This window comes from Streptomyces sp. NPDC002867 (assembly GCF_053591895.1).
Window position 1 is genome coordinate 31,973 of record NZ_JBSFUR010000041.1, and the last position, 22,981, is coordinate 54,953.

General features: G+C 68.6%; 16 protein-coding genes and 4 pseudogenes. 10 read left to right on the forward strand and 10 right to left on the reverse strand.

Annotation, left to right across the window (positions count from 1 at the left end):
* Positions 1-38: 38 nt before the first annotated feature.
* Positions 39-470 carry a hypothetical protein gene (locus ACWD0A_RS27875; protein WP_451302472.1) on the forward strand — a complete coding sequence of 144 codons (432 nt, stop codon included), beginning with the start codon at positions 39-41 and terminating at the stop codon, positions 468-470.
* Positions 471-1,062: 592 nt separating this feature from the next.
* Positions 1,063-2,295: a cytochrome P450 family protein gene (locus ACWD0A_RS27880; protein WP_451302474.1), complete on the forward strand. Its 1,233-nt coding sequence runs from the start codon at positions 1,063-1,065 to the stop codon at positions 2,293-2,295.
* Positions 2,296-2,740: 445 nt separating this feature from the next.
* On the opposite strand, the gene ACWD0A_RS27885 is transcribed toward ACWD0A_RS27880, so the two are convergent.
* Positions 2,741-3,556 (reverse strand): hypothetical protein, encoded by an 816-nt coding sequence (locus tag ACWD0A_RS27885; RefSeq protein WP_451302476.1) that lies wholly within the window; start codon positions 3,554-3,556, stop codon positions 2,741-2,743.
* Between the two features lie 246 nt (positions 3,557-3,802).
* Positions 3,803-4,462 (reverse strand): hypothetical protein, encoded by a 660-nt coding sequence (locus ACWD0A_RS27890; RefSeq protein WP_451302478.1) that lies wholly within the window; start codon positions 4,460-4,462, stop codon positions 3,803-3,805.
* Positions 4,463-6,139: 1,677 nt separating this feature from the next.
* Here ACWD0A_RS27890 and ACWD0A_RS27895 point away from each other — a divergent pair.
* Positions 6,140-6,922, forward strand: coding sequence for an alpha/beta fold hydrolase (locus ACWD0A_RS27895; RefSeq protein ID WP_451302480.1), 783 nt, complete (start codon positions 6,140-6,142; stop codon positions 6,920-6,922).
* 127 nt (positions 6,923-7,049) lie between these two features.
* Here the strand turns inward: ACWD0A_RS27895 and ACWD0A_RS27900 are convergent, their stop codons facing one another.
* Entirely contained in the window at positions 7,050-7,313 is a 264-nt protein-coding gene (locus ACWD0A_RS27900) for a hypothetical protein (protein WP_451302482.1), read from the reverse strand.
* A gap of 590 nt (positions 7,314-7,903) precedes the next feature.
* Complete coding sequence (locus tag ACWD0A_RS27905; protein WP_451302484.1) at positions 7,904-9,106, reverse strand: heparin lyase I family protein; 1,203 nt, start codon at positions 9,104-9,106, stop codon at positions 7,904-7,906.
* A gap of 472 nt (positions 9,107-9,578) precedes the next feature.
* Between ACWD0A_RS27905 and ACWD0A_RS27910 the strand changes: the two are divergent.
* Positions 9,579-9,786: pseudogene (locus ACWD0A_RS27910) on the forward strand (ATP-binding protein); the annotation flags it as partial.
* Between the two features lie 39 nt (positions 9,787-9,825).
* On the opposite strand, the pseudogene ACWD0A_RS27915 reads toward ACWD0A_RS27910, so the two are convergent.
* Positions 9,826-10,609 (reverse strand): annotated as a pseudogene (locus ACWD0A_RS27915) (GNAT family N-acetyltransferase).
* Between the two features lie 259 nt (positions 10,610-10,868).
* Between ACWD0A_RS27915 and ACWD0A_RS27920 the strand changes: the two are divergent.
* Positions 10,869-12,038 carry an IS110 family transposase gene (locus tag ACWD0A_RS27920; protein ID WP_451302486.1) on the forward strand — a complete coding sequence of 390 codons (1,170 nt, stop codon included), beginning with the start codon at positions 10,869-10,871 and terminating at the stop codon, positions 12,036-12,038.
* A 71-nt stretch (positions 12,039-12,109) separates the two neighbouring features.
* Here ACWD0A_RS27920 and ACWD0A_RS27925 read toward each other — a convergent pair.
* A pseudogene (locus ACWD0A_RS27925) lies at positions 12,110-12,354 on the reverse strand (transposase family protein); the annotation flags it as partial.
* 221 nt (positions 12,355-12,575) lie between these two features.
* Between ACWD0A_RS27925 and ACWD0A_RS27930 the strand changes: the two are divergent.
* A complete protein-coding gene (locus ACWD0A_RS27930) occupies positions 12,576-14,693 on the forward strand; it encodes a SpoIIE family protein phosphatase (protein ID WP_451302488.1) in 2,118 nt (705 codons plus the stop codon).
* 526 nt (positions 14,694-15,219) lie between these two features.
* Here the strand turns inward: ACWD0A_RS27930 and ACWD0A_RS27935 are convergent.
* Positions 15,220-15,392: pseudogene (locus ACWD0A_RS27935) on the reverse strand (class F sortase); the annotation flags it as partial.
* On the opposite strand from ACWD0A_RS27935, the gene ACWD0A_RS27940 reads away from it, so the two are divergent.
* Positions 15,340-15,978, forward strand: coding sequence for a hypothetical protein (locus ACWD0A_RS27940; RefSeq protein WP_451302490.1), 639 nt, complete (start codon positions 15,340-15,342; stop codon positions 15,976-15,978). The pseudogene ACWD0A_RS27935 and the gene ACWD0A_RS27940 sit on opposite strands and share 53 nt — an antisense overlap.
* Here ACWD0A_RS27940 and ACWD0A_RS27945 read toward each other — a convergent pair.
* Positions 15,915-16,094, reverse strand: a complete 180-nt coding sequence (locus ACWD0A_RS27945) for a hypothetical protein (RefSeq protein ID WP_451302504.1) — start codon at positions 16,092-16,094, stop codon at positions 15,915-15,917. The two genes, ACWD0A_RS27940 and ACWD0A_RS27945, sit on opposite strands and share 64 nt — an antisense overlap.
* A gap of 169 nt (positions 16,095-16,263) precedes the next feature.
* Positions 16,264-17,382 (reverse strand): NADH:flavin oxidoreductase, encoded by a 1,119-nt coding sequence (locus ACWD0A_RS27950; RefSeq protein ID WP_451302492.1) that lies wholly within the window; start codon positions 17,380-17,382, stop codon positions 16,264-16,266.
* A gap of 999 nt (positions 17,383-18,381) precedes the next feature.
* Here ACWD0A_RS27950 and ACWD0A_RS27955 point away from each other — a divergent pair.
* The 3 genes from ACWD0A_RS27955 to ACWD0A_RS27965 all read left to right on the forward strand — a co-directional run bounded on the left by ACWD0A_RS27955 (position 18,382) and on the right by ACWD0A_RS27965 (position 21,651).
* On the forward strand, positions 18,382-18,936 hold the full coding sequence (locus ACWD0A_RS27955; RefSeq protein WP_451302494.1) for a hypothetical protein: 555 nt from the start codon (positions 18,382-18,384) through the stop codon (positions 18,934-18,936).
* Positions 18,937-19,264: 328 nt separating this feature from the next.
* Positions 19,265-19,846, forward strand: coding sequence for a protoglobin domain-containing protein (locus ACWD0A_RS27960; protein WP_451302496.1), 582 nt, complete (start codon positions 19,265-19,267; stop codon positions 19,844-19,846).
* Between the two features lie 827 nt (positions 19,847-20,673).
* Positions 20,674-21,651: an alpha/beta fold hydrolase gene (locus ACWD0A_RS27965; protein ID WP_451302498.1), complete on the forward strand. Its 978-nt coding sequence runs from the start codon at positions 20,674-20,676 to the stop codon at positions 21,649-21,651.
* A 474-nt stretch (positions 21,652-22,125) separates the two neighbouring features.
* Here the strand turns inward: ACWD0A_RS27965 and ACWD0A_RS27970 are convergent, their stop codons facing one another.
* Positions 22,126-22,812 carry a CPBP family intramembrane glutamic endopeptidase gene (locus ACWD0A_RS27970; protein ID WP_451302500.1) on the reverse strand — a complete coding sequence of 229 codons (687 nt, stop codon included), beginning with the start codon at positions 22,810-22,812 and terminating at the stop codon, positions 22,126-22,128.
* Positions 22,813-22,981: the final 169 nt, after the last annotated feature.

A 22,981-nucleotide genomic window follows, 5' to 3' on the forward strand; every position in this document is an offset into this window, starting at 1 on the left:
TTGACTCTCAAGCTCCAGGACGTGAACGACGGGGCGAGTTGCTGGCTGAGGGCCCGAAGGCCGTCGCGCTCGGCGCGGATGCGGGCCAGGTCCTCCTCCTGCTCCCGGCGCCTGGCCTGTTCGGTGTCGCCGGGCCGGCTGGGGACTGCCTGGCGGGTCTTGACGAGGGCATTGAAGAGGTCCTTGAGGCCGGTGTACTTGTGGGTGAGCTTGTTGCGCCGAAGTCCTGCTCGGTGGCGAGCGCGCCGATGGTCGGCTTCCCGTCGGAGCGCAGAGGCGCGCCGATCAGGAGCCGGATCACGGCCTCGGGGATGGCCTGGATCTCCGCCGCGTCCGCCGAAGTACGGCCACTCGCCCGGGTGGTGGGCCAGGGCCTCGCCGACGATCCGGGCGAGATCGGCGGCCCGCTGCTCGCCGGGGCCGAGCCCTGCGACCTGGTCAGCTCCGGTGTGGCCATCGTCGGCTCCTGATGTCGTGCGGTCGTGGGCGGCTTGGTGACGGCGACCGCCGTCGTGCCGGCCAGGGCCTCCGTCAGTGGCCGCGATGGTGGTGCCGGCCTCGAGGAGCTTGTCCTTGAGCTGGGTGGCGAACTGGCGTAGGCGGGGAAAGCTCACCGCAGACGGTTTTCAGCCAGCCTGCACGCAGACCGAACCAGGGTGCGTGACGCTCTCTGCGCCCTCCTCTAAACTGACCCGCCGCTGGCGAACCAGTGCATCACCTGTCCCCTACCCCGCGGACATCGATGCCGTCCTGTTCCCGACGCAACAGCCCGTCGTCATGTCCGTGGCAGCCTGCAACAACGACCCCCAAGTGACCGAAGGCCGGGGCGGAATCGCGGGGCACCCGCGCCCCCTGGCCTGGAGCATCGGCCCCACACCTGCCCGGCCCGCTCCGACACCGACCTCGTCGCCGAGACCGCGATCAGCTACCTGCTCGATGCCATGTCCGGAACAGAACTCGCCGTCCCCGCCGCTGAGCCGCGGCTGGCAGCCCGGTCCCTTCCACCGCCACGTGGAAGCCCTCCCCGTCCAATTGCCGACTACCCCGCTGAAGGAGAACGCAGTGTCTCAGCAGCCGATACTCGTCCTGGACCCCACCGGCTCCGACCACCATGCGGAGCACCAGGCCCTGCGCACCCGCGGTCCGGCCACCCGCGTGGACATCCTCGGTGTGACCGCGTGGTCCGTCACCGATCCCTCTCTCCTCAAGGAACTCCTCACCAGCCCGCAGGTCTCCAAGGACGCCCGCGCCCACTGGCCGGCTTTCGCCGAGACCGTCTCCACCTGGCCCCTCGCCCTGTGGATCGCCGTGAACAACATGTTCACCGCCTACGGCGGCGACCACCGAAGGCTCCGCCGTATGGTTGCGCCGGCGTTCAGCGCCCGCCGCATCCAGGCCATGCGGTCCGCAGTCGAGAAGGTCATCACCGCACTCCTCGACGACCTCGACTCCAAGCCGGCCGGTGAAGTGGTCGACCTGCGCAAACACCTCGCCTACCCGTTGCCGATCGAGGTGATCGGCCAGCTCATGGGCGTCCCCGATGAACAGCGCGACGGCTTCCGCGCCGAAGTCGACGGCGTCTTCGACACCACCCTCACCACCGAACAGGCCACCGCGAACACAGCTGCCCTGTACGAGGCCCTCAACGAGTTGATCGCGGTCAAACGGGCCGAGCCCGCCGACGACATGACCTCCCTCCTCATCGCCTCCCGCGACGACGAAGGCGACGGCAGCGCACTCACGGACAACGAGTTGCGCGACACGCTCCTGCTCATGATCTCCGCCGGATACGAGACCACCGTCAACGTGATCGACCAGGCCGTCACCGCCCTGCTGACCAACCCCGAGCAGCTCGCCCACCTCCAGTCCGGCCGCGCCGACTGGAGCAGCGTCGTCGAGGAGACTTTGCGCCACGAGCCCGCGGTCAAGCACCTGCCCCTGCGCTACGCGCTCACGGACATCCCCTTGCCGGACGGGCAGACGATCGCCCAGGGCGAGGCGATCCTCGCCTCCTATGCCGCCGCCAACCGCCACCCCGACTGGCACGGGGAATCCGCCGACTGCTTCGACCTCACCCGACCGACGAAGGAGCACCTGGCCTTCGGACACGGCGTGCACTTCTGCCTCGGCGCCCCGCTCGCCCGCCTCGAAGTCGCTACCGCCCTTCAGCAGCTCTTCGAGCGCTTTCCCGGGATCGAACTCGCCGTGCCCGCCGAGGAGCTGAAGCCGCTGCCGTCCCTGATCAGCAACGGGCACCAGGCCCTGCCCGTACGCCTGCGACCGGCCGCCCGCTGATCCCCGAACCCATCAGGAAAGCCGTCATGACCGCCACTGCCTTCCCTTTCACACCACTCAGCCCGGCCGAGCGGCGCTGACCCGGGCCTGGAAGTGGAGGCGGGTGGCATCGCCGGACCGAGGCCGCGCCCGCTTCGGCGCGGCCTCGGGGTGATGTCCGGGAACAGGATGAAATCCGGTACGACGTACGACACCCAGGAACCCGGTCAACGGCGCTTCAGCTGTCGTGCAGGTCCTCCACTGGCAGCAGCGCAAGCCAGGCGGCACGGACCCGCTGCGCGCACCTGGCTTCAACCGCCGGGACCAACACAGCTCCCGTCTCCGGGCTGTGCCCCGGGCCATCGTCTGAATGCTCGTCAGTACGACTGCGCTGCCTGCGGTTGACCAAACCCGGAGGCAATCTCGTAGTGGCGGGCCGGCACCGGTCCTGGACGATTCTATGAGCTCAGTCGTGCCCGGCGCTGCTGTGGTTGCTCTGCCCGGTGCCAGAGCGGGTACCGGGGGTGGAGGTATGCATGGTGAAGGCGGCGGTGCGGACCGTACCTCCATGCTTGAAGTCGAGGAAGAGCCGGTAGGCGCCGTTGCTGGGGGCTGCGGCCATGAAGGAGATGTCGGGGCCAGGTCTGGTGGTGCCGTCGCCGGGCTCGCCTTCGGGGTGTACGTGGAGGTAGGCGAGGTCTCCGGAGCGCAGGGCGACGAGGTGACCGTAAGCGCCGAGGTAGGGCTCGAGGTCGGTGACAGGTCTGCCGTGCTTGGCCACGCTCAGCGTCAGTTCGCTCATCGTGCCGGCTGTGAGCGCGCCGTCCACGGTGACGGTGTAGCCGTCGACCTCGACCGTGGCCTTCTGAGCGGGCAGGTCCCGGGGCTGGTAAGAACCGGCGACCGCGAGGTCGGCGCCGAGGGTCAGGGCGTTGGCGCCTTTCGCGGCTGGGGTGAAGTCGGCGAAGACGCGGTAGTCGCCTGCCGCGGGCAGGTCGACAGTAATGCTCCAGGTCCCGTCGGACCCGAGCGTGGGATGCACGTGGCGGAAGGTGTTGAGGTCGCGCGAGGCAAGAATGAGGTGCAGATCCTTGCCATGGGTCATGTGGTAGTCGGTGACGGCCTTCCCCGTGTCGTCATTGATGGCGAAGCGCAGAAGGGTCTCCTGTCCGGCCGTGATGCGCGGGGTCTTCAAGTCGAGGGTGTAGCCGTCCTGCGAGACCTGCAGTCCTCCCGGGAGCACTGTGGCGTGTCCGGTGTGCTCGCCGCTGCTGTTATTCATCGGCTCGTTCTCCTGGTGCGTTGCATGGTGTATCGACGTCAGCCCGGCCCCGCCGTCGCGCGGGACGCCCCGCGCGCGACGGCCCAGGCGGATCAGTGGCTGCCCCCACCCATGACCTGGCCGCTGCCAGGGCAGCGAGCGCCCGGAGCGGTATCCGCATCGTCGGCGGCGCGCGTACAGCGATCGCCTCAATCCTTCGAGCGCACGGCCGGGATGAGGTGCACGGGCAACCGCCGGCCCGCCTGGTCAGCCTTTGGCTGGGCGCCGGCCACGCTCGCGCATCCCGGTGACGAGCACCCCGACGGCGAAGGCAAAGACGACGACCAGGAAGGCGATACCTAGGACATCCTGAAGCCCACTCGCCAGACCGTTGTAGCCCACGTCCACCCCAATCGCCACATAGAAGAGGCCCCCGAGAACGGCCGCCCAGCCCAGCCAGCCAGCGACCAGACGACCAGCGAGAATCGCAGCCCCGAAAAGCGCGAAGGTCAGCCCGAGCAGGACGCGGAAATAGCTCTGGAACCCCCATTCGAGCCAGCGCACAGTCTCGGCATTGGCAAAGCGGATCTCCTTCTCCGCCCCGGACGCGCTGTCCCAGGCATCGACCGCCTCTTTCAGCCCCACGCCGTCGAGGCCCTGCAGAGCTGCCCAGACCGCAGCGGTCGCAACGGTCGCCGCGGCCGCGAGATGCGCCGGCAGAGGAGCCCGGCCGGCACCGCGCATGGCGCGGTAAAGAACAAGCAGACCACCCAGCGCGCTGAGAACGCCAACGAACTGGCACAGATGAACCGCAACCCAGGGGCCGCTGTCTGCATACTCGGTAAAGATCGCCCTGTGGTCGTCTTCCTCTCCCGACGGGTGAAAACCCGCCGTCACTACGACATTGAAGAGCAGACCCACGACCATGAGCCCGCCAGCGATCCTCAACTGGCTGCCTCCCGAGTCGGCCGTCTCAGGCCCTCGTCGGGAGTCGATGTCTGGACTCATGAGCCGACCCCAGTCCTCTCGATTGCATCAGTCGACATACTTGGGGGTCTCCAGACGCGGCCAAGGCCGGCCTGCAGATCCTTTAGCCGGTCCCCACCTCGTCGGAAGCGGCCACCGTATTGCGCCGGGTCTCGCTGTCGATCCCATCACCGCCGCACCACTCACTCGAACGAGTCGAGCGATCCACCGGATGCTGGGACGCCCGGATGAAGCTGGGGAAGGCTCCGGTAGTGCCTCGACGACGACCACGACCGCGCCACCATCGACTCCAAAACGTCAGCGCAGAACTCGGCGTACGTCAGGCGGTGTCGCCGCTTACGGCCCCAGGGGGTGAATTGAGAAAGTGTGCGCCAGCGGGAGCAGGCCTCGGGTCAGCGGCGGGAGAGCCAGAGGGTGCCGAGGCACTCCGGCAACGCCGGGGCAGGGGGGCGGGCGCGGAATGCGCCCGCCCCCCTTTGAGTGCCCGAGTCAGTTCTTGCCGAGCAGCTTGCTCATCTCGGTGATCTCGGCGGTCCGGGAGCCGATGATCGCGCTGGCCATGTCCTTGGCCGCCTCTCCCTCCACGGCGCGAGTACCTGCGCAACGCGCGCTGAGCATGCAGTCGGCAGCCATTTCCCGTGGAAACGACCGCCGTTCAGCGAGGTGCGCCGACGTCTGGATGCGACGGGTCAGGTGGGATTCAGCGGGGTGATGCCCGTTCCCGCGTACAGCTCGGGCTCAAGTGACAAAACCGTGAGCGGCGACAAGGCCGCCGCGCACGAGATCAACGGGCTGCTCACCGACGAGCGCTGCCTGGCACCCGTCCTCGGCGGGGACGGCTGACCGCAGAAGAGGCAGCTAGCGCCGACCACTACCGCCTCGACACACTCGGCCTGTCCTCACCCGCTCAGCGCCCCGCGCCGGGAGAGAACGGGAGCTGCGCCCCCCACGGTGCTGCACCCGGCCGGACCGCCGCCGGGCTCCCCGCGGGCGGCGACGCCCCGCGGCTCCGGCGAAGCTCCGGCCGGCCTCCCCTTGCCCGGCGACCGCAGGGAGTCCGGAGAGGTGCGGGGCACAGCCGGACGACTGCGCCCCTGATTGAACCGGCCCCGCCGGCATGGCCGGCTGGGATCAGGCGGACGAGAACAGCCAACCCGCACAAGAACACCGTCCGCCATCTACGCCTGCCGACTAGGAATTGCGAATGATCGCTCCGTAGGGAATCGACAGCGAGGTCGTCCGCGTACGGGTCAGTCAGCCGGTAGCGGACATCATCGCTGCCCAGGTAATCGGCGCGGGCGCAGTAGAAGCAGTCGCAGGACTGGGCAAGGTAGAGACCGTGCCGGTTGGTGATGCTGCCGTGATAAAGGACGAGATCACCGGGCTCGATGAGGTCGAGGATGCGGAGCAGGGTGTCAGACGTGCCACGTTCCTCCCAAAAGGGTTGTGTTGTTGGGGCTCGCTGAAACTCCTCACGGGCGCTCATCTCGTTCGCCGGACCTGCTCTTGTTCCTCACCCCGGCGACAGGGCTGATGCCGGCGGGGCGGGTCCGTGGCGGCGATCACGGCTGAGATCCCGCTGGCGGGCGCCCGTACCGTTCAACCAGACTGGAAATCATGGAAACCAAGGTGCCTGCAAGCAACGGTGAACTGTGGGCAGACGATTCGGGAGGAGACGGGATGCCCCTGGTCCTGCTCCACCCTGGCGTCGGCGACTCAACGATATGGGACCCCGTTCTCCCGGCGCTTACCGCACGGCGCCGGGTAATCCGCTACGACTCCCGCGGCTTCGGCCGCTCGCCCGCGCCGACTGCTGCGTATTCCCTTGTCGAGGACCTTGCCGCGGTCCTCGACCACTTCGGGCTGAGCCGTGCGGTGCTGGTCGGCTCCAGCATGGGCGGCGCCACCTCGATCAGTCTGGCTCTGGACGCCCCGGACAGGGTTGCAGGCCTTGCACTCTTCATGCCTGGCGTCACGGGGTACGACGGGACTCCGCCCGGGTTCTACGAACAGGTGGGGAAGCTGGCCACGGCCGGCGACATGGAGGGCATCGTCCAACTCGCGCTCGGCATCTGGGGGCGGGCTGGCGGCGGCACCCCGACGGCCGATCCGATTGCAGCCGCCCAGCTCCGGGGTGTGCTGCCCGCCTGGTTCAGCATTGCCGGTCACCAGAGGACCGACGCCCCCGCATTCGACCGGCTCGGGGAGATCGCCGCGCCCGCGCTGCTGGCGCTGGGGGAGCTGGACCAGCCCGAGGTGGTGCGCTGCAACGAGGAGATTGCGGACCGGATCCCCCGCTGCCGCCTGGTCCGACTGGCCGCCTCCGACCACTTCCCGACGCTGCGCGAGCCGGAGATCGTCGTCCAGCTGATCGAGCGACTGTACGCCGACGCGCGATGAGCACGACCAGGGGCTTGACGGACGATCTACGCGGATGTTCCTCAGCCCCGAGCCGCCCCCTTCATTGAGTGCGCAAGCGAGTACTGCCGGCCTGACCGCAGCTCTGTCGCTCAACGAGCGGAGCGGTTCAGCTGATCGCAAGCAGCACGGGATCCAGGCCCAGCTTGCTCCGGCATGAGTCGACGGCCCGGGTGCCCCAGACGGTCACCGCGTCGTGATCTGCTGCGATCGCGTGAAGCTCATGTGCCCTCTCCTTGGCTTCGACCGTCCAGGGCGCCAGCGCGTCCTCTCGTATGACTCGCTCGAAGAGATCGCGGGCCGTGTCCGGGTCCCCGACCAGGGCGGCTGCGATCCCGGCGTCGAAGCTCTCCCAGAGGAATCCCCGCCGCACCCCTTGAGCAGGGGTGTTGCGACGACCACTAGAACGAAAGTCTGCGGGGCCCTCAGCAGTTGCCGCCGGCCCGCGTCCCCGGCACCGTTGCGCGGCTAACCACCGCGTCGTGCAGTCCATCCAGCCCACCCAGGACAACTCCTGGCGGTCCGGCTGCTGTCTGGCCGCCAGTCCGACACACAAGAGCAGGCACTCCACTCTCCACCGACCATGCGCGGACCGTGCACGCTCGACTCCCTGAGGAGGAACACCATCATCACCACGACCAGCCGAACCCGCCGCGCGTCGCGCAGCCGGACGAGAGCTGCACCGATCCCCACCTCTGCGCGGCCGTCGTCGGCCGCCTCACCTTCAACGGCCCCGAGCTACCGTCTCAAGAACCGCCTCGCCGCCATGGAACGCGACACCGATGTCGCGTGATCACCCACCGGGGCGGGGAACTCGGGCCACCGCCCACGGAGACCCGCTCCCCCGAGTCGTCGTACGGTGTGCAGGTCTACGCCTGTTGCCGTCCACCCCGCCGGTCACCGCGACGACGGGGTGGAGGTTCGACCAGGACGATGCGCACGCCGGCTGTGCGCGCTCAGTCGTCAGAGGCCGAGTGGCCTGGCTTCGGTGATACTTGCCCAGTCGTTCTCGGGATTCGCCCAGAAGGAGATCTTGAGGTAGCGGGCGTCCAGGGATCCCGTGGTGAAGAGCACCGTCTCGGGTGCGGTGGTCGTCCCCGAGCTACGGCCTTCCCACACCTTGGTGTAGGAGATGCCGTCCTGCGAAGAATGAATGGTGTAGTCGTTCCACCGCAGGTCACCGCGGTGCCAGGCCACCGTCGCGCCGCACAGTTGGCGTGGCGCACCGGTGTCGAGGATCAGCGCAGCGCCGAATCCCTGACCGGACCAGCGGGTCGACAGGTTGCCGTCGACGGCGTTGGCGGGCGGGTTCGCCGGCTCGTACGTGGTGGCGGACGCGGAGGCCACCGACGGGGCTCGCGTACAGGTCCTCTGGGGTGCGACGTCCCTGTGGACGGCACGCTCGTCACCCAGGCGCAGGGCGTCGTAGTACATCACACGCTGGTTGGTGCTGGAAGGAGCGCCGGTGTTCCAGTCCCATTTGTAGATGCCGAACTTGAAGTAGGGCGATCGCGGACCCCCGTCGTGGGTGGCGCCCGTACGGTGCACGACCCGTTCGCCGTTCTTCCAGACCTGCAGCAGGCCGGTGCTGTCCGTACGCCAGGTCACGTGGAAGACCCAGTCGACCCAGACACCCGTGCTGTACGCGCCGAGATCGATGAACTGGCCGCGGAAGTCGATCTTCCAGCGCCCCTCGTCGGTCAGAAGTGCCAAGGGCGGTGAGCCACCCGGGCAGCCGACGTCACACTGATGCCACTGACTCACGATCTCGGCCGAGGTGTCGTGGGCCCATGTCGTCGCCAGATTGATGCTGAAGCCGTACCACCGCTCGGCATTTGCTGGTTGCTCGTCGCGCTGCGATATCTCCGCCCGCTTGCTGCTTGAGACGAGCGGGTCGGATTTGCGGAGCTCGAAGCGGGCGGCGTAGGAGCCGTCGCGTGTGGGGCTGGTGACGTTCGTGGCGCCGTACGACGTGGCCCACTGCTTGATGAGGTTGGGAGGTGCGGCGGCGGGGAGAGTGCGGTCGGCCGACTGTTCCCAGTCGAGGGTGCGTTCGACACCGGCGGGCTCGGCCGAAGCAGTCTGCCCGGGTGATAAGGCGACTCCCGCGGCCAGCATGGACCAGATGACTGCCAGGAGCCAGGCTCTGGGGCGCGATCTTTTCATGGTGGAGCTCCTCCATGGGACGCCACGCGGACGGTTCCGCAATGCTTCTGTTCAGTTGCGGGCCCCGACTCTTCTCCCGGGGAGGACTGTGGGCAAGGGCCGACGGCACGGCGTGCGGGAGCATCCAGATCTCGTCCTGTACCACCGTCCACTGGCCGATGCCGCCGCCCTCGATGGCCGTACTCGCCTGCCGACTACGCGTAGACGAACCGGACGCATCCAGTTCCCCGGCGCGTCATGATCCGCCACTTCTCCCAGGCCAGGCCATGGGAGTCATGCCTACGCCCGATCGTCACCACCGCCGTGGCCCGGACCTGCGCGGCGGCGTGCACGGATGACCAGGTCCGGCCTCGATGTCCACGAGCAGTACTCCAAGGCCTGCCGTCTCCGGCTGGAGGCCGCGCCGGTACAGATCCGGCATACCCAGGTTCTGGTACGCGAACTTCACCGACATCAGGTCCTCCGAACCTACCTCGACCGTCACGGCGCCGAACTCCTCTTCCAGGTCTTGACCGAGCGCGAGGAGAAGAACAGTCCTCGCCATGGGATCCAACGAGTCCTTCGGCGGCTGAACCAAGACCTTCACCGATCCCCGCCTCTGCGCGGCCATCGTCGAACGCCTGACCTTCAACGGCACGATCATCGAGACCGGTACCGACTCCTACCGTCTCGCCGGCACCCGGGCACGAGCCGAGGGAGGCGGCGAAGGCCGGCTGGGCTCAGGGCGACCAGACATACGGTGTCGTCGTGGTGACCGCGTGCAGGCCAAGGCGGGTGAGGATCGGGGCGCTGTCGGCTGAGGCGTCGACGTAGACGTAGGGGACATCTCGGGCAGCGGCGAGTTGGGCTCGGTGGGCGACCATGGCCCGGTAGATGCCCTGTCCGCGCCATTCCTTGAGCGTTGAGCCGCCCCAGAGGCCGCCGAAGTCGACGCCGCCCTTGAACATCAGCCAGGCGGCGCAGACGACTTCGGTGCGTGCTTCGGCGACGAGGACGATGGTGTTGTCGGGGGCGATCTCGATCCGGGCGGCCAGGTCGTCGGCAAGCCAACTCCAATCCTCGCCCCAGACAATGCTCTCCATAGCGGCGATGCGCTGGAGGTCTGATCTGGCGGTGACACGGCGGAGGGTCACGCCGTCGGGCAGGACGGGGGCTGCGGCAAGGTCTGCGGACTGCCCGATGAGCACGGTCTCGCTGTCCTCGGCGACGAAGCCGGCCGCAGTGAGTCGGTCAGTGAGGTCGGCGGGGAGGTCATGGGCGCGAGTCTTCCATTCGACCGCCTCACCCCGGGCGGCGTAGAAGTCACGCTGCCGCGCTATGAGCCTGTCGAGTTCTGCCCCGCACACACCGAGGTCGCGTGGGCCCGTGACGAAGCCACGGTGCCAACCGACGACACGGGTCAACGGGCCGTCTCTCGATGTGGGCGCTGCCGCCAGGCGGGGTGACACCCCGGAGTTGGGCGTCATACGCGGTGCGGAGTTCGTCGATCAGGATGTCCTTCACCCGAACACCGTACGGACCGGGTCAAGTGATCAAAACGCCGGTCGAGACCGCGCGAACATCAAGGGCTGCGCTCTCTCGCCCGGAGATCAGAAACCCAGGTATGGCTGTATGGGCTGAGCCGCTCGATGGCTTACGGGACTTGGCCGCCTGGAGCCCCGTGACGGCCCGACCGCCAATTGGGGTACGCGATTCGATCGCTGAGTAGGACAATGTCGGCGAGGTCGTCTGCGGGACTGTCTGTGACGACGCGTTGGCGGAGGTGGCCGTCCCAGAGATCTGGGCCGGGGTGGACATCGGCAAGGAACATCACCACTGTGCGGTGATCAACGGAGATGGCGGACGGCTGCTGTCACGCCGGGTGCAGAACGACGAGACCGAGCTGCTTGAGCTGATCGGCGACGTGCTGGCGATATCCACCGAGGTGCTGTGGGCCATCGACCTCAATCACGGTGCCGCCGCCCTGCTGATCGGCCTCAGCCATGACCAGCCGATGGCCTACCTCACCGGCCTGACTGTCCACCGCGCCTCGGCGACCTACAAGGGCGAGGCCAAGACGGATGCGAAGGATGCGTTCGTCATCGCCGACCAGGCCCGCGTCCGTCGAGACCTCGGTCTGCTGCGGCCGGGCGATGAGATCGCCGTCGACCTGCGCACGCTGACGACCCGACGCCTGGATGTGGTCTTCGACCGCACCCGGCAGATCAACCGCCTCCGAGCCCAGTTGCTGGAGATCTTCCCGGCGTTGGAGCGGTCGCTGGATCTGACCAACAAAGGTCGGGTGATGTTGCTGACGGGATACCAAACCCCGGCAGCGATCCGCCGCACGGGTGTGAAGCAGATCGAGACCTGGCTGAAGAATCGGAAGGTCAAAGGCGCCGCCACACTGGCTCGCACCGTGTTGGAGGCAGCCCAGTCCCAGCACACCGCTCTGCCCGGCGAGCAGCCGGCCGCCGCCATGGTGATGGCGTTTGACGAGGAGATCGCGGAACTCGACGCACTCATCGAGGCCCGCTTTCACGCGCACCCACACGCCGAGGTGATCCACCGCCTGCCCGGCATGGGCATCAGGCTCGGCGCCGAGTTCATCGCCACGACGGCCGGTGGCATGGACACCTTCGGCAGCGCCGACCGCCTGGCCGGCTTCGCCGGCCTGGCCCCACAGCCCCGCGACTCCGGCCGCGTCAGCGGCAACCTGCGCAGACCCCGTCGCTACCACCGCCGCCGGATGCGAGCCATGTACCTGCCAGCCCTGGCCAGTCTCAAGTCCTGTCCCGCCTCCAAGGCGTACTACCAGCGCAAGCGGGCTGAGGGGAAGGGACACAAGCAGGCTCTTCTCGCGCCGGCCCGCCGTCGCATCAACGTCTTGTGGGCAATGATCCGTGACACTGAGTGCCATCAACCATCACTTCCCGTCACGGCGACCGCTTGACATCAGCATGGGGAAGTCCCGTAAATGATCTCCAGGTTGGTGCGGCTGTCGTCCGGCAGCGGGCCGCCCGGCTATCCGTCAAGGGTGAGATTGTGCAAGCGGGCGATGCCGAGCATGGCGTGGTGGACACCGTCGCCTTTGAGACGGCAGTCGCGGAGGATCTTCCAGGTCTTCATCCGGGCGAAGACGTGTTCCATGCGTGGCGCGGACCTGTTTGTGCGACTTGTTGTGCGCTGCTTTCCAGCCGGGCAGGTCTTCGCCCCTGCGGCGCCGGTAGGGCATGACGTCCGGTGCCCGGACACCCGCCGTCGGCAATCGGGTGGTGCGGTCGAACGCGACGACGTTGCCAGGACGCGGCCATCGAACTCGGCATGCCCGCCCTGCGCCGAGCCCTCCACACCGACGACACCGCCCGCGCCTGCCCTTCCTCCCGGAAGCCTCGGATAGCCTGATTGATAGCAGTTTGCGTCTGAGGAGCTTGTGCCTGAGGACCTTGCGTCTGAGAGGCTGAACCGATGGCCGTGGGGATGGGTCACTGTGGTGGACACGCCGACGAGTGATGTGCCGGACCAACCGCCTCAGCCGGCGGTCGGGTACGCGGGTGTGTTCCGTGAACTGCTGCCGATCGCGCTGTGGAGGGCCGATGCGGAAGGGCGCATCGTGCAGTGGTCCCTCGCCGCCGAGGATCTGCTCGGCTACCCACCAGAGCAGCTGCTGGGCCGGTACGGGACGCCGATCCTGGTGCCCGAGGCGAACAGGGAGCTGGCCGACGAGCTGACGCGGAAGGTCAAGGTGGGCGAAGCCGTGCTCGGGTGCCTGCCGGTGCGGCACCGTGACGGGCACATCGTGGAGATGGAGATGTGGATCTGCCCGGCTGCGGACGCGCAGGGTCGGACCGGTCTCCTGGCCATCGCCGCCGAGACCTCCGCGGTGGTGCACATGCGGGATTCGCTGGCGGCACTCGAGGGACTGTTCACCCAGTCCCCGATCGGTCTGGCCATGCTCGGCCCCGACTTGCGTTACCTGCGGGTCAACGACGCCCTGGCGCGGATGAACGGCATCCCCGCGGCCGAGCACATCGGCAAGCGGGTGGGCGAAGTGGCGCCAGAGGTCAATGCCGCCGAGCTGGAAACGGTGATGCGGCAGGTACTGGATCGAGGGGAGGCGGTGGTGGACTTCCGCCGCGCCGGTCGCACCCCCGCCGACCCCGATCACGACCGGACCTGGTCCTGCTCCTACGCCCCGCTACTCGGTGGCCCCGGTCAACCGCTGGGACTGATCGCTTCCCTGATCGACATCACCGAAGGGCAGCAGGCCCACGTCCGGGCCGAGCAGGCGCGCCGGCGCTTCGCCCTCCTGGCCGAGGCCGGCACGCGCATCGGAACAACCCTGGACCTGCGGAAGACCGTCGAGGAAGTGGTGCAGGTCCTGGTGCCCCAGCTTGCCGACTCGGCCGACGTGCACCTGCTGGACAAGGTGCTCGCCCCCGATCAGGCCGCCGCGTCGGCTCACGGCGTGGCGCGTCGTATGGCGGTTCTCTACACCGATCCGGCCGCACCGGCCGAGGACCTGGCGGTGGGCAAGACCTACCAGGTCCCGCCTGGCTCGGTGTACGAGCGGGTCATCGACGAGGGGTGTCCCCTGAACCTCTACCTGACCGACATCGACCCCCTGGTCACCGATCCGGGCAGCGAGCAGTTGCGTGACTACCTTCGCACCCGTGTGGGCTCGGCGCGCATGGTCCCCCTGCTCGCGCGCGGCAGTCCGCTGGGGGCGGTGCTGGTGACGCGTACCCGTGACCGAGAGCCGTTCGACGACCAGGACATCGTGCTCATCGACGAGCTGGTCGCCCGCGCGGCACTGAACATCGACAACGCACGCATGTACACCAGCCAGCGGCATGCGGCGCTCACCCTGCAGCGCAGCCTGATGAACGCCTCGCTGCCGACAGTGACGGGGCTGGAGCTCACCGGGCGCTACCTGCCCGCCAGCGATCATGAGGTCGGCGGGGACTGGTTCGATGTCATCGCGCTGCCGCGCGGCAGAACAGGGCTGGTCATAGGAGACGTGATGGGGCACGGGATCCATGCCGCTGCCGTCATGGGGCAGCTGCGCACCACTGTGCGAACGCTGGCTCGCAGCGACATCGCGCCGGCCCAGCTGCTCTACTCCCTGGACGCCACCGTGGCCGACCTGGGCGAGAACGCGATGGCGACGTGCGTCTACGCCGTCCACGACCCAGCTACCAGTAGCTGTCTGATCGCCAGGGCCGGCCATCCACCGCCGGCCGTGGCCGACGCTCAGGGGACGGTCACCTTCCTGGAAGGCCCCTCGGGCACGGCGCTAGGGGCGGGCGGACAGGGCGGCTTCACCGACGAACGTGTTTCGCTGCCCCCGCACAGCCTGCTGGTGATGTACACCGATGGACTCATCGAGACCCGTGACAAAGACCTCGACCAGGGCATGCAACAGCTGTCCCAGGCCCTACGGCGCCCCCACCTCCCGCTGGAGGAAATCTGCGACCACCTCCTCCGCCGATTGCTGCCGCCCATGGTCCACGACGACGTGGCGCTGCTTCTCGTCAGGCCCCGGCCCGAGTCCCGTCAACCTCCGGCCAAACCAGACGAACCGCCGAACCGCACGTCAACCTCGTAGGTGCGCGCAGAGATCCTCATCTGCTTCTGTAAGAGCACGGAGGCCTGCAGGCTGTGGATGATCTCGGGCTTGCTCTGAGTGCGCAGCTCGGTGCCGGCGAGGTTCTCGACGCGCGAGACAGGTCGCAGGTGCGGCTGTGTATGGCCCAGCTGCTCGGCGGGCCCGCCCCGGCGGTAGGCGTCGGGGCCGCGCCAGGTGCCCGCCGGCACGTCGCGCGCCGCACGGCTGCCGCCGCGGTGCGCAATGCCGGGCGTGCACGTGCCGGGAGGGCGGCAGGGCCGCTGCTGTCGCCTTCGGAGACGCCGTCGGGGTCGGAGTCTCCCTCGCCGTTGCCCTCTCCTTCGCCGTGGGCCACCGCTTCCGCGTCCCCAGGGTTCCTTCGGTGCCTGCGGCTCCTTCGGCCTCGGTGAGCACCGTGGCGTCGCCAGGGCCGGCCGCAGCGCTGCCCACCGCCGAGCTGCTGCCGGTTCAACGCCCGGCGGCCGCGGCTTCGGCGGTGAACACGACCGGCTGACCGGGCCGCCGGCTATCGGCGCAGGGTGGCATAGACGATGAGGTTGTTCAGGGGGTGGCCTTCGTCGTCGAAGGCCCCGTCGCAGGTGACGAAAGCAGGGCGCGGTCGTCGGTCGCCCCGTAGACCCGCTCGGTGGGGAACGCGTTCTTGCTGACCGTCTCGGTGCCGGTGACGGTGAAGCGGGACGTCTACTTCGAGCGAGCCGCGGTCGGCGTCCGAAAGCGCACCGACCATGCTGGAACGCCGGGTGCGGACATACTCAAGCAGGTTGTTGACCTCGTAGCGCGTCGCGGAGAATTGGTTGCGCCACCCATCAAGGTGAAGGCCCGTCAACCAGCGCCGCAAGCCTTCGCTGTCGATTCCTTGGGCAGCGGCGGTGCGGCCGATGTCATGAGCGAGTCGGCGGGACGTAACGCCAGCGTTGAGCAGCGCGAAGCGCGCGGTCACGGTGTGGGCGGGGCGCTGCTGAAACGCCGCGCCCAGGTGTCTGGAGCTCGGCTTCATGTGCTCAACCCAGGTGAGACCACAGATGTGGGATTCGTCCTGACGGGGCGCCCCATCGGTCTGGGCGCCGGCCCGGGCAAGCAGATCTTCATCCGCTGGAACCGCTGGGCCCGCCAGCCGCCGGCGCGGTACCAGCCGCCGTGGAGTCAGCCGACCTCACTTCGGTCCCGTAAGCACCAGGGCACCCACGGTGCTGCACAAGGTCAGAGCCGTCGCAAAGGATGTCTCGCGACAGGGGCTTCGTCGGCGCCGGGTGAGATCCGGTAGACGCCCTCGTCGTGCTCCAGCGTGCCGCCCATGGCGAGGAGGCCGCCGTCGGGCGTGGGTGTGAGGGACGTGACGTGTTCCAGCAACTTGCGCGGTTCACCGCCGCCCACGGGCACAGCCGTCAGCGGAAGGAGCGGGTCGGAAGCGTCCCGTGCCGCAGAGGGGTGCTCTCGGCGTACCCGAAAGTCGACCGCGGCTACCTCGGTGGGTCCCGCGTGCACAGCTCGCAGCCGACGTCGAACCGGATCCGCCCCGAGCGCAGCACGACGTCATAGGCGCGAACGCTCAGCGCAGCGTCGTCAGGTCGTCCCTGGTGAACGGACGGAGGTCGTCTGTGCGGCCCGTGAGGGTCTTCACCGCCCAGTCGGGGTCGCCCAGGAGCGCGCGGCCGACCGCCACCAGGTCGAACTCGTCGCGCTCGAGGCGGTCGAGGACCGCGTCGATGCCCGCGACACCACTGGTCTCGCCCTTCAACGTGCCGGTGAACTCGTTGTCGAGGCCGACCGATCCGACACCGATCGCGGGCTTGCCCGAGAGCTTCCTCGCCCAGCCCGCGAGGTTGAGGTCCGAGCCTTCGAACTCGGGCAGCCAGTAACGGCGGGTGGAGCAGTGGAAGACGTCCACGCCGGCCTCGGACAGGGGTGTGAGGAGGGCGGCGAGCTCCTGCGGGGTCTCGGCGAGGCGGGCCTGGTAGTCGCCCAGCTTCCATTGGGACGTCCGGAAGATGATAGGGAAGTCCGGTGACACGGCGGCGCGGCAGGCCGCCACGATCTCCGCGGCGAAACGGGTGCGGGACACGAGGTCCCCGCCGTACGCGTCGGTGCGGCGATTGGTGCGGGCCCAGAGGAACTGGTCGATGAGATAGCCGTGGGCGCCGTGAAGTTCGATGCCGTCGAACCCGCGCGCCTCGGCTGCGGCGGCGCCCGCGGCGAACGCTTCGATGACGTCGTCGAGATCCTGCGACGTCATCGCACGGCCGGGCTCGGACCCGTCCAGGGGGATGCCCGACGGGCCCATCCGCGGCGCCTCTTCGACCGGCGGGGCGCCGACGTTGCGGACCAGGCCCACGTGCCACAGCTGTGGCACGATCCGCCCGCCCGCGCGGTGCACCATGTCCGCGACCCTCGCCCAGCCCTCCAGCGCGTCCTCGCCGTGGAACCGGGGAACCCGGTCGCTGGTTCCCGCGGAGTCGTGGCCGACGTACGTGCCCTCGGTGACGATCAGACCGACCCCGCCCGCCGCGCGCCGGGCGTAGTACTCCGCCACGTCCGCGCCCGGCACACCGCCGGGCGAGAACTGACGGGTCATCGGCGCCATCGCGATCCGGTTGGCAACCGTGAGGCTCCCGACGGAGAACGGGCGGACGAGCACGTCCCTGGCACGTGCGGCGGCGTTGCTGAACATGAGGGCATCACCTTCGGTCGGAGAACGGTCCGTCGTCGCCAACTGCAGGGCGTGGCGGGTCCATTCCCGCCGTGACGCATGCCTCAGTGGATCTCCGTGACCACGACGTCCAGCGCCCACGTCCTGCCCGCCCGGCCGGGAGCCTCGCCCTCGCCGGCGTAACCCAGATCCCGCAGCGCATCCTTCAGATCCGGGGGCGTTGCGCGGCACGGCGCCCGTTAGGTCCAGCGCTGGGCCGAACACAAGGATTCCCGCACCACCGGCCGCTACAGCAAGCGCAAGGAACTACTGGACGCAGTCCCGGATATGGCCTCGCCGCCGATGTCGCCGGCGCCCTGCTCGACGCAACCGCACCCACCCGTCCACTGCTCCCCCGCAAGTGATCCGGCGCTTCGCCCTGGCGTCCCAGCCGGTTCAAGGCGGCCTTGCCCAGCGCATCGGGACTGACCGTGTCCTGACAGAAAGTCATCTCTCGCATGCCGTATGCCTGACCTCATACGCACACCCGGAGGCCAACTCCTGCGCTAATGTGGCGCTTTGATGGGCAAAGGCTTGATACTTGAGGCAAAGCGGGCGCTCTCTCTCGCCGGATGGCAGACCAGCGACAGGGAGGTCTGGCCCGGTCCGGAGGGTTCCTTCATCGCCGTGGTCGAGCAGGTCAAACGGCTTACCGACGTGGTCAAGCTGCCGTCCACGACGCTGCATGGCATCCTCCCGTCCGGTTCACAGCGCACAGCGGGAGTGCACTGAGCAGTTCCACCGGCCGCCCTGCGCAGAGCGGCCACGGTGACCGCCAGGGACACGGATCGAGCACGGGGGGGAAGCCGGATGGTGCGCAGCGGGGATCGGCAGGCTCGGTTGAGGGTGCGTCGGCGCCCCCGGCCGGTTGGGGCGAGGGACCGCGGGGCCGAGGCGGAGCAGGCACGGGCGGTCGGTCCGGAGCCGGTCCGGCCGTGGTGGCACCGGTTCGACTGGGCCCTGTACGCGACCATCCTGTCCGTGCTGGTGGCGGCCGGCGGCCTAGCCTTCACCGGTGTCAGCACCTACTACGCCACCCAGGTGGCCATCGACCAGCTGGAGCAGTCCCGGGAAGACGCAGGGGCGCAGGAGCGCAGACAGGCGGCCATGGTCTCCGCCTGGTCGGAGCGGCAGAAGAACGGCGGGATCAGCGGCGTGCTGGCGAACCGGTCGCTGGATCCGGTGACAGCCGTCTACGTCAAGGGCACCGCCACGTCCCCCGGAGACATGGACGGCCGGAGTTTCCTCGTCCTGATCGAAACCCTCCCACCGTGCTCGAAAATCTCTCTCCCGCCGAACGTCGTGGGGCGCGAGGCAGACGAGTTCGCGGCTGACGCGCGGATCTGGGTGGAGACGGTCTGGTTCCGTGACGCGCAGAGCCTGTGGAGGCGCCAGAGCGACGCGCCTCTCGCCCTCTCGCCAGGCCCTCAGGAGCTTCCCGAGCTGAGCGGAAACACGTCCAACAGCAACGACTTCAGCAAGCGGCTCGCAGAAGCGGTGGCCGCCGCCAAGCCGATGACCAAGTGCGGGGAGTGATCAGGCCACCGTCAGGGTTCGGCGGTTAGCCGGGCGAAGAGTCAGGATCTGTAGGAAGTGTTCGTCAAACTGTCCCGCGTGATGCCACTACTCGTTGAATGCCACCGCCCTGCTGGAATCGCTGCGCGGCCGGGGTCTGGTCGACGCCACCCGACCACCCGACCACCTGATCACCTGATCACCTGATCACCTGAGGCGCGCATCGCCATGTCACGAGGCATCAATTGGTCGTCTGGTCGTCCGACACGCTGCAATTGGGTGGCTGTTCTCCCTCCCCTGTGTGACAACGCATTCAATGGGACCACGACGGACATGAGAGGCGATCCGCATGACCACGCAACCACCACCCGGTTACACCTACGGCTCCACTCCGCCCAGTCCCGTCTCGAGGGATGAGCTGGCCAAGCTGGAAGCGACTGTTCTGTTCACCGCCGATGACGTGCAGAACCTGCGCATGGCGGGAGAGGTTCTGGAGGACCAGGTTGAGGACATCCTGGACGTCTGGTACGGATTCGTGGCCTCGTATCCGCACCTCGTAGCCTATTTCGCCACCCCGGATGGAAGGGTCCTGGACGATTACCTGGCGCGAGTACGGCAGCGATTCGGCCAGTGGATCATGGACACCTGCCATCGTCCCCACGAGGAGGAGTGGCTCTCCTACGCGCACGAGATCGGACTCCGCCACACACAGGACAAGAAGAACCAAACCGACGGTGCCGCATCCGTACGCCATATCCCCCTGCGCTACATGGTGGCGTTCATCTACCCGATCACTGCCACGATCCGCCCTTTCCTGGCGAACAAGGGCCACGACGAAGGAACTGTGGAGCGCATGTACCAAGCTTGGTTCAAGTCGGTGACGCTGCAGACCGCGCTTTGGCTCCAGCCGTACGCCGCCGACAAGTGGTGATCGAACCGTCGTCCGTGCCAAGAGCCGTCACTCATGCCCGGCAGCATCGAAAAGGCCCATCAGCAGGTCGTCGGCGCCCCCGACCTGGGAGGACGTAGAGAGAAGGCTGTGGGTCACGGGTCCGCCTCGCTTTCTGGTGGGTGTTCTCGGCGCGGCGGGGCTGCCACTCCCCCGCCGGACGGCGGGGCGCAGCAGGTCGGCTTCGCCCCGGGGTCGGGTCAGTCCTGGACGAGCCGCAGGTACCGTGCCTGGGCAGCAGGGTCGAGCGCCGGGGCGCACCGCTCGATGCTGTCGAGGACGATCAGGTCAGTGACGTCATCGAAGCCCTTGGGGCGCCGGCGAGCAGCCGTGACCTGTCCGCCGTTCCCAGCCCCGGTCCCGACACGGCGTCGATTTCCCCTGCTCGCAGCGGTTGCTGGCCCCGGGGTCGGAGCACTGTGCGGGCCGCGTCGCCGCCCCATGGCCCGCAGCGTCCCCGTTCGACCGGCTGTCGGCCCCCGGCGCGTGACGAGACACTCGTGTGGTTGGAAGAGGCCCGCAAAGGACATCCTGCGAAGCCGACCAGGGCGCGATTCACCAGGGCGGCTCCTATGCAGCCGCGTCCACTACCGAGACCGGAGGCGAGGATCAGGCCGTTTCTTACGGATCACTTCATGGGCCAGATCACGTGGCCGCGCCCGGCATTGCGTCCGCGGTTGACGATAGGGTCAGCGGACTGCTGCCCGGATCTAGGGCTGAACTGCGCGCAGCAGAACCGAGGTTGAAGCGGGGACCATGGGCATGAAGACGCATGGTGCGGGATTTGATCAGTGCCGACAGGAGGAACAATGAGGGGCTTACTCGCGGGGAGTGCCACGCTGGCCGCCACAGCCGTGGGGTGCGGTCTCGCTGCGCGCGCCGTGGCCACGGAGATCGAACGCCTGCCGGATCCCTTCCCCTACGAGCGGCTCTCGCGGGAGCCCGAGGGTGAGGAGGTGTCCGTTCCTCGCCCTGATGGGACGGTGCTGCGCGTGATTGTCGCGGGGCAGGGCCCGCCGGTGGTACTCGCCCATGGGTACGGTGTGTCGCTGCTGGAGTGGAACCTCGTCGCTGAGGCCCTTCGCGCGCGGGGGCGCCGCGTCATCGTCTTCGACCAGCGCGGTCATGAAGGGTCCACGCTCGGCCACGACGGCGCCGACTCCCGGGCCATGGCCGGGGACTATGCGGCCGTTCTGGAGCACTTCGACGTACAGGACGGAGTGCTGGTCGGCCACTCGATGGGCGGATTCGTCGCGATCCGCGCGCTGCTCGACCATCCCCGTCTCGCTCCACGTCTTCGCGGCCTGGTGCTGTTCGCGACCTGGGCGGGGCGGATCTACGACGGCGCGCCGCAGAACCGGCTGCAGATACCCCTGCTGGAGAGCGGCCTCGTCCAGCGGTGGGCGCGTACCCGTACCGGCGGCGTGCTGTTCGGAGCCATGCAGTCGGGCAAACGGCCCTCGCCGGCAATGATCGCTGTCTACAGGGAGGTGTTCCTTCGCCAGAACCATCGCCCGCTGCTGCCGATCCTGCGGGCTTTCGCCCGCGAGGACCGCTACCCGCGCCTGGCCGAGGTGAGGGTGCCGAGCATCGTGATGGTCGGCTCGGCCGACCGCTCCACCCCGCCGAGCCACTCCCGGCGCCTCGCCGCCGGAATTCCCGGCGCACGACTGATCACCGTGCCCGACGCCGGCCACATGCTCAACTGGGAAGGGTGCGACGCCCTGGTCGAGGCCGTCACATCTTTCCCGCCTGCCTCACCCCCACAGACGCCCAGCCAGATCTGAGCAGCGCACGACGGGCATTGTCAGTGGCTGCTGCCACCATCCGGCCGTGCCCATCAGCCGGTGAGTACGTGCATTCCCTCTCCGCGGCCTGACGCAGAACGCGGCGGTCTCCCTGTCTGCCGTTACCCGCCACCTGCACGCACGCTACGACCGGGGCAACTGGCCCATGAACTTCTGATGGGGAGCGGACGCGGACTCCACCTACGAGGCGGACCCCAGCACCCCGCACCCGGGGCCGGAACAGAGCGCTGCGCCCCCCGATGTTGCGCCTGGCCGGACACTGCCCGCCCTCATCTCGCGCACCGGCTCGTCCGGTTGGCTGCCGCCCCCCGGCGTTCCGCCGCCGCACCCCGTGAGGTTCCGGATGATCGACCGCCCGCCACCCCATGGCTTTCTGTCGGACGGGAGCGGCCGTCGCGCAGCTCGCATTCCTACGGGCGTCGGTGCGCCGGTGACAACGCCGACGTGCGCCCATCAACCCCACCAGCGACTCGCCGCCCAGGCGAGTGCGTAACCCGCACTGTTGAGGGCGCAGTGCAGCGCCACGGGTGGGATGAGGCTGCCGGAGCGGCGGCGGAGCTCGCAGAGAAGCACACCGGCGAGGGCGGTGCCGACGACCGCCGCCGTCACGGACAGGGCGACGCCGACCTGGCCGGCTCCGAAGACCGCTTGGGCCGCCGCGTTCGCGCGTGTGAGCCCGCGTGACGGCTGTACGTGCCAGAGCCCGAAGAGCACCGAGGAAACGACGGTGGCCCATACAGGCCCCCACCGTCGCCGAACCATGGCCCACAGCACACCGCGGAATGCGATCTCCTCGAGCAGCACCGTGCCGAGCGGTACGCGGACCAGTACGCGGTACACCAGTTCCTCGGGAGACAGGCCCGCGGCCCGCTCGTCCTGGAATGCCTCCCGGGTGACCGGCAGTGCCACGCCCACCAGAAAGACCACGAGAACGGCTCCGACCAGGACCAGGCCCCAGCGCAGACCGCGGCGGGCCGCGGCCCTGCCGAGCCCCAGGTCGTCCCAAGTAAGGCCGGACCGGCGGGCGATCAACACAAGCAGTACGGCCGCAACGACACAGATCGGCACGTACCAACCGGGCGCGAGCAGAACGTTGAGCGCGTTCACGGCCGCGAGCACCACGACGGCCAAGAGCAGCATCCACATGGCTGCACAAGGATTGCCGACGTCCGTGAGAACGGCCCGCAACGCGCTGTTCCACGGCGCGCCGCCTTAGAGGTCATCTCATTTGGTGAGTCTGCGGTAGCAGATGAGGCTGCAGGCGATGCTGGCGAAGGCGAGGAAGTGGTCGGCATTGCGCTCATAGCGT

What these genes read in the sequence shown, in the direction of transcription:
- ACWD0A_RS27905 (WP_451302484.1), bottom strand. Translation starts at nt 9,106, where the DNA reads ATGAAAAGATCGCGCCCCAGAGCCTGGCTCCTGGCAGTCATCTGGTCC.
- ACWD0A_RS27950 (WP_451302492.1), bottom strand. Translation starts at nt 17,382, where the DNA reads ATGTTCAGCAACGCCGCCGCACGTGCCAGGGACGTGCTCGTCCGCCCG.
- ACWD0A_RS27965 (WP_451302498.1), top strand. Translation starts at nt 20,674, where the DNA reads ATGAGGGGCTTACTCGCGGGGAGTGCCACGCTGGCCGCCACAGCCGTG.
- ACWD0A_RS27960 (WP_451302496.1), top strand. Translation starts at nt 19,265, where the DNA reads ATGACCACGCAACCACCACCCGGTTACACCTACGGCTCCACTCCGCCC.
- ACWD0A_RS27970 (WP_451302500.1), bottom strand. Translation starts at nt 22,812, where the DNA reads ATGCTGCTCTTGGCCGTCGTGGTGCTCGCGGCCGTGAACGCGCTCAAC.
- ACWD0A_RS27895 (WP_451302480.1), top strand. Translation starts at nt 6,140, where the DNA reads ATGGAAACCAAGGTGCCTGCAAGCAACGGTGAACTGTGGGCAGACGAT.
- ACWD0A_RS27890 (WP_451302478.1), bottom strand. Translation starts at nt 4,462, where the DNA reads ATGGTCGTGGGTCTGCTCTTCAATGTCGTAGTGACGGCGGGTTTTCAC.
- ACWD0A_RS27885 (WP_451302476.1), bottom strand. Translation starts at nt 3,556, where the DNA reads ATGAATAACAGCAGCGGCGAGCACACCGGACACGCCACAGTGCTCCCG.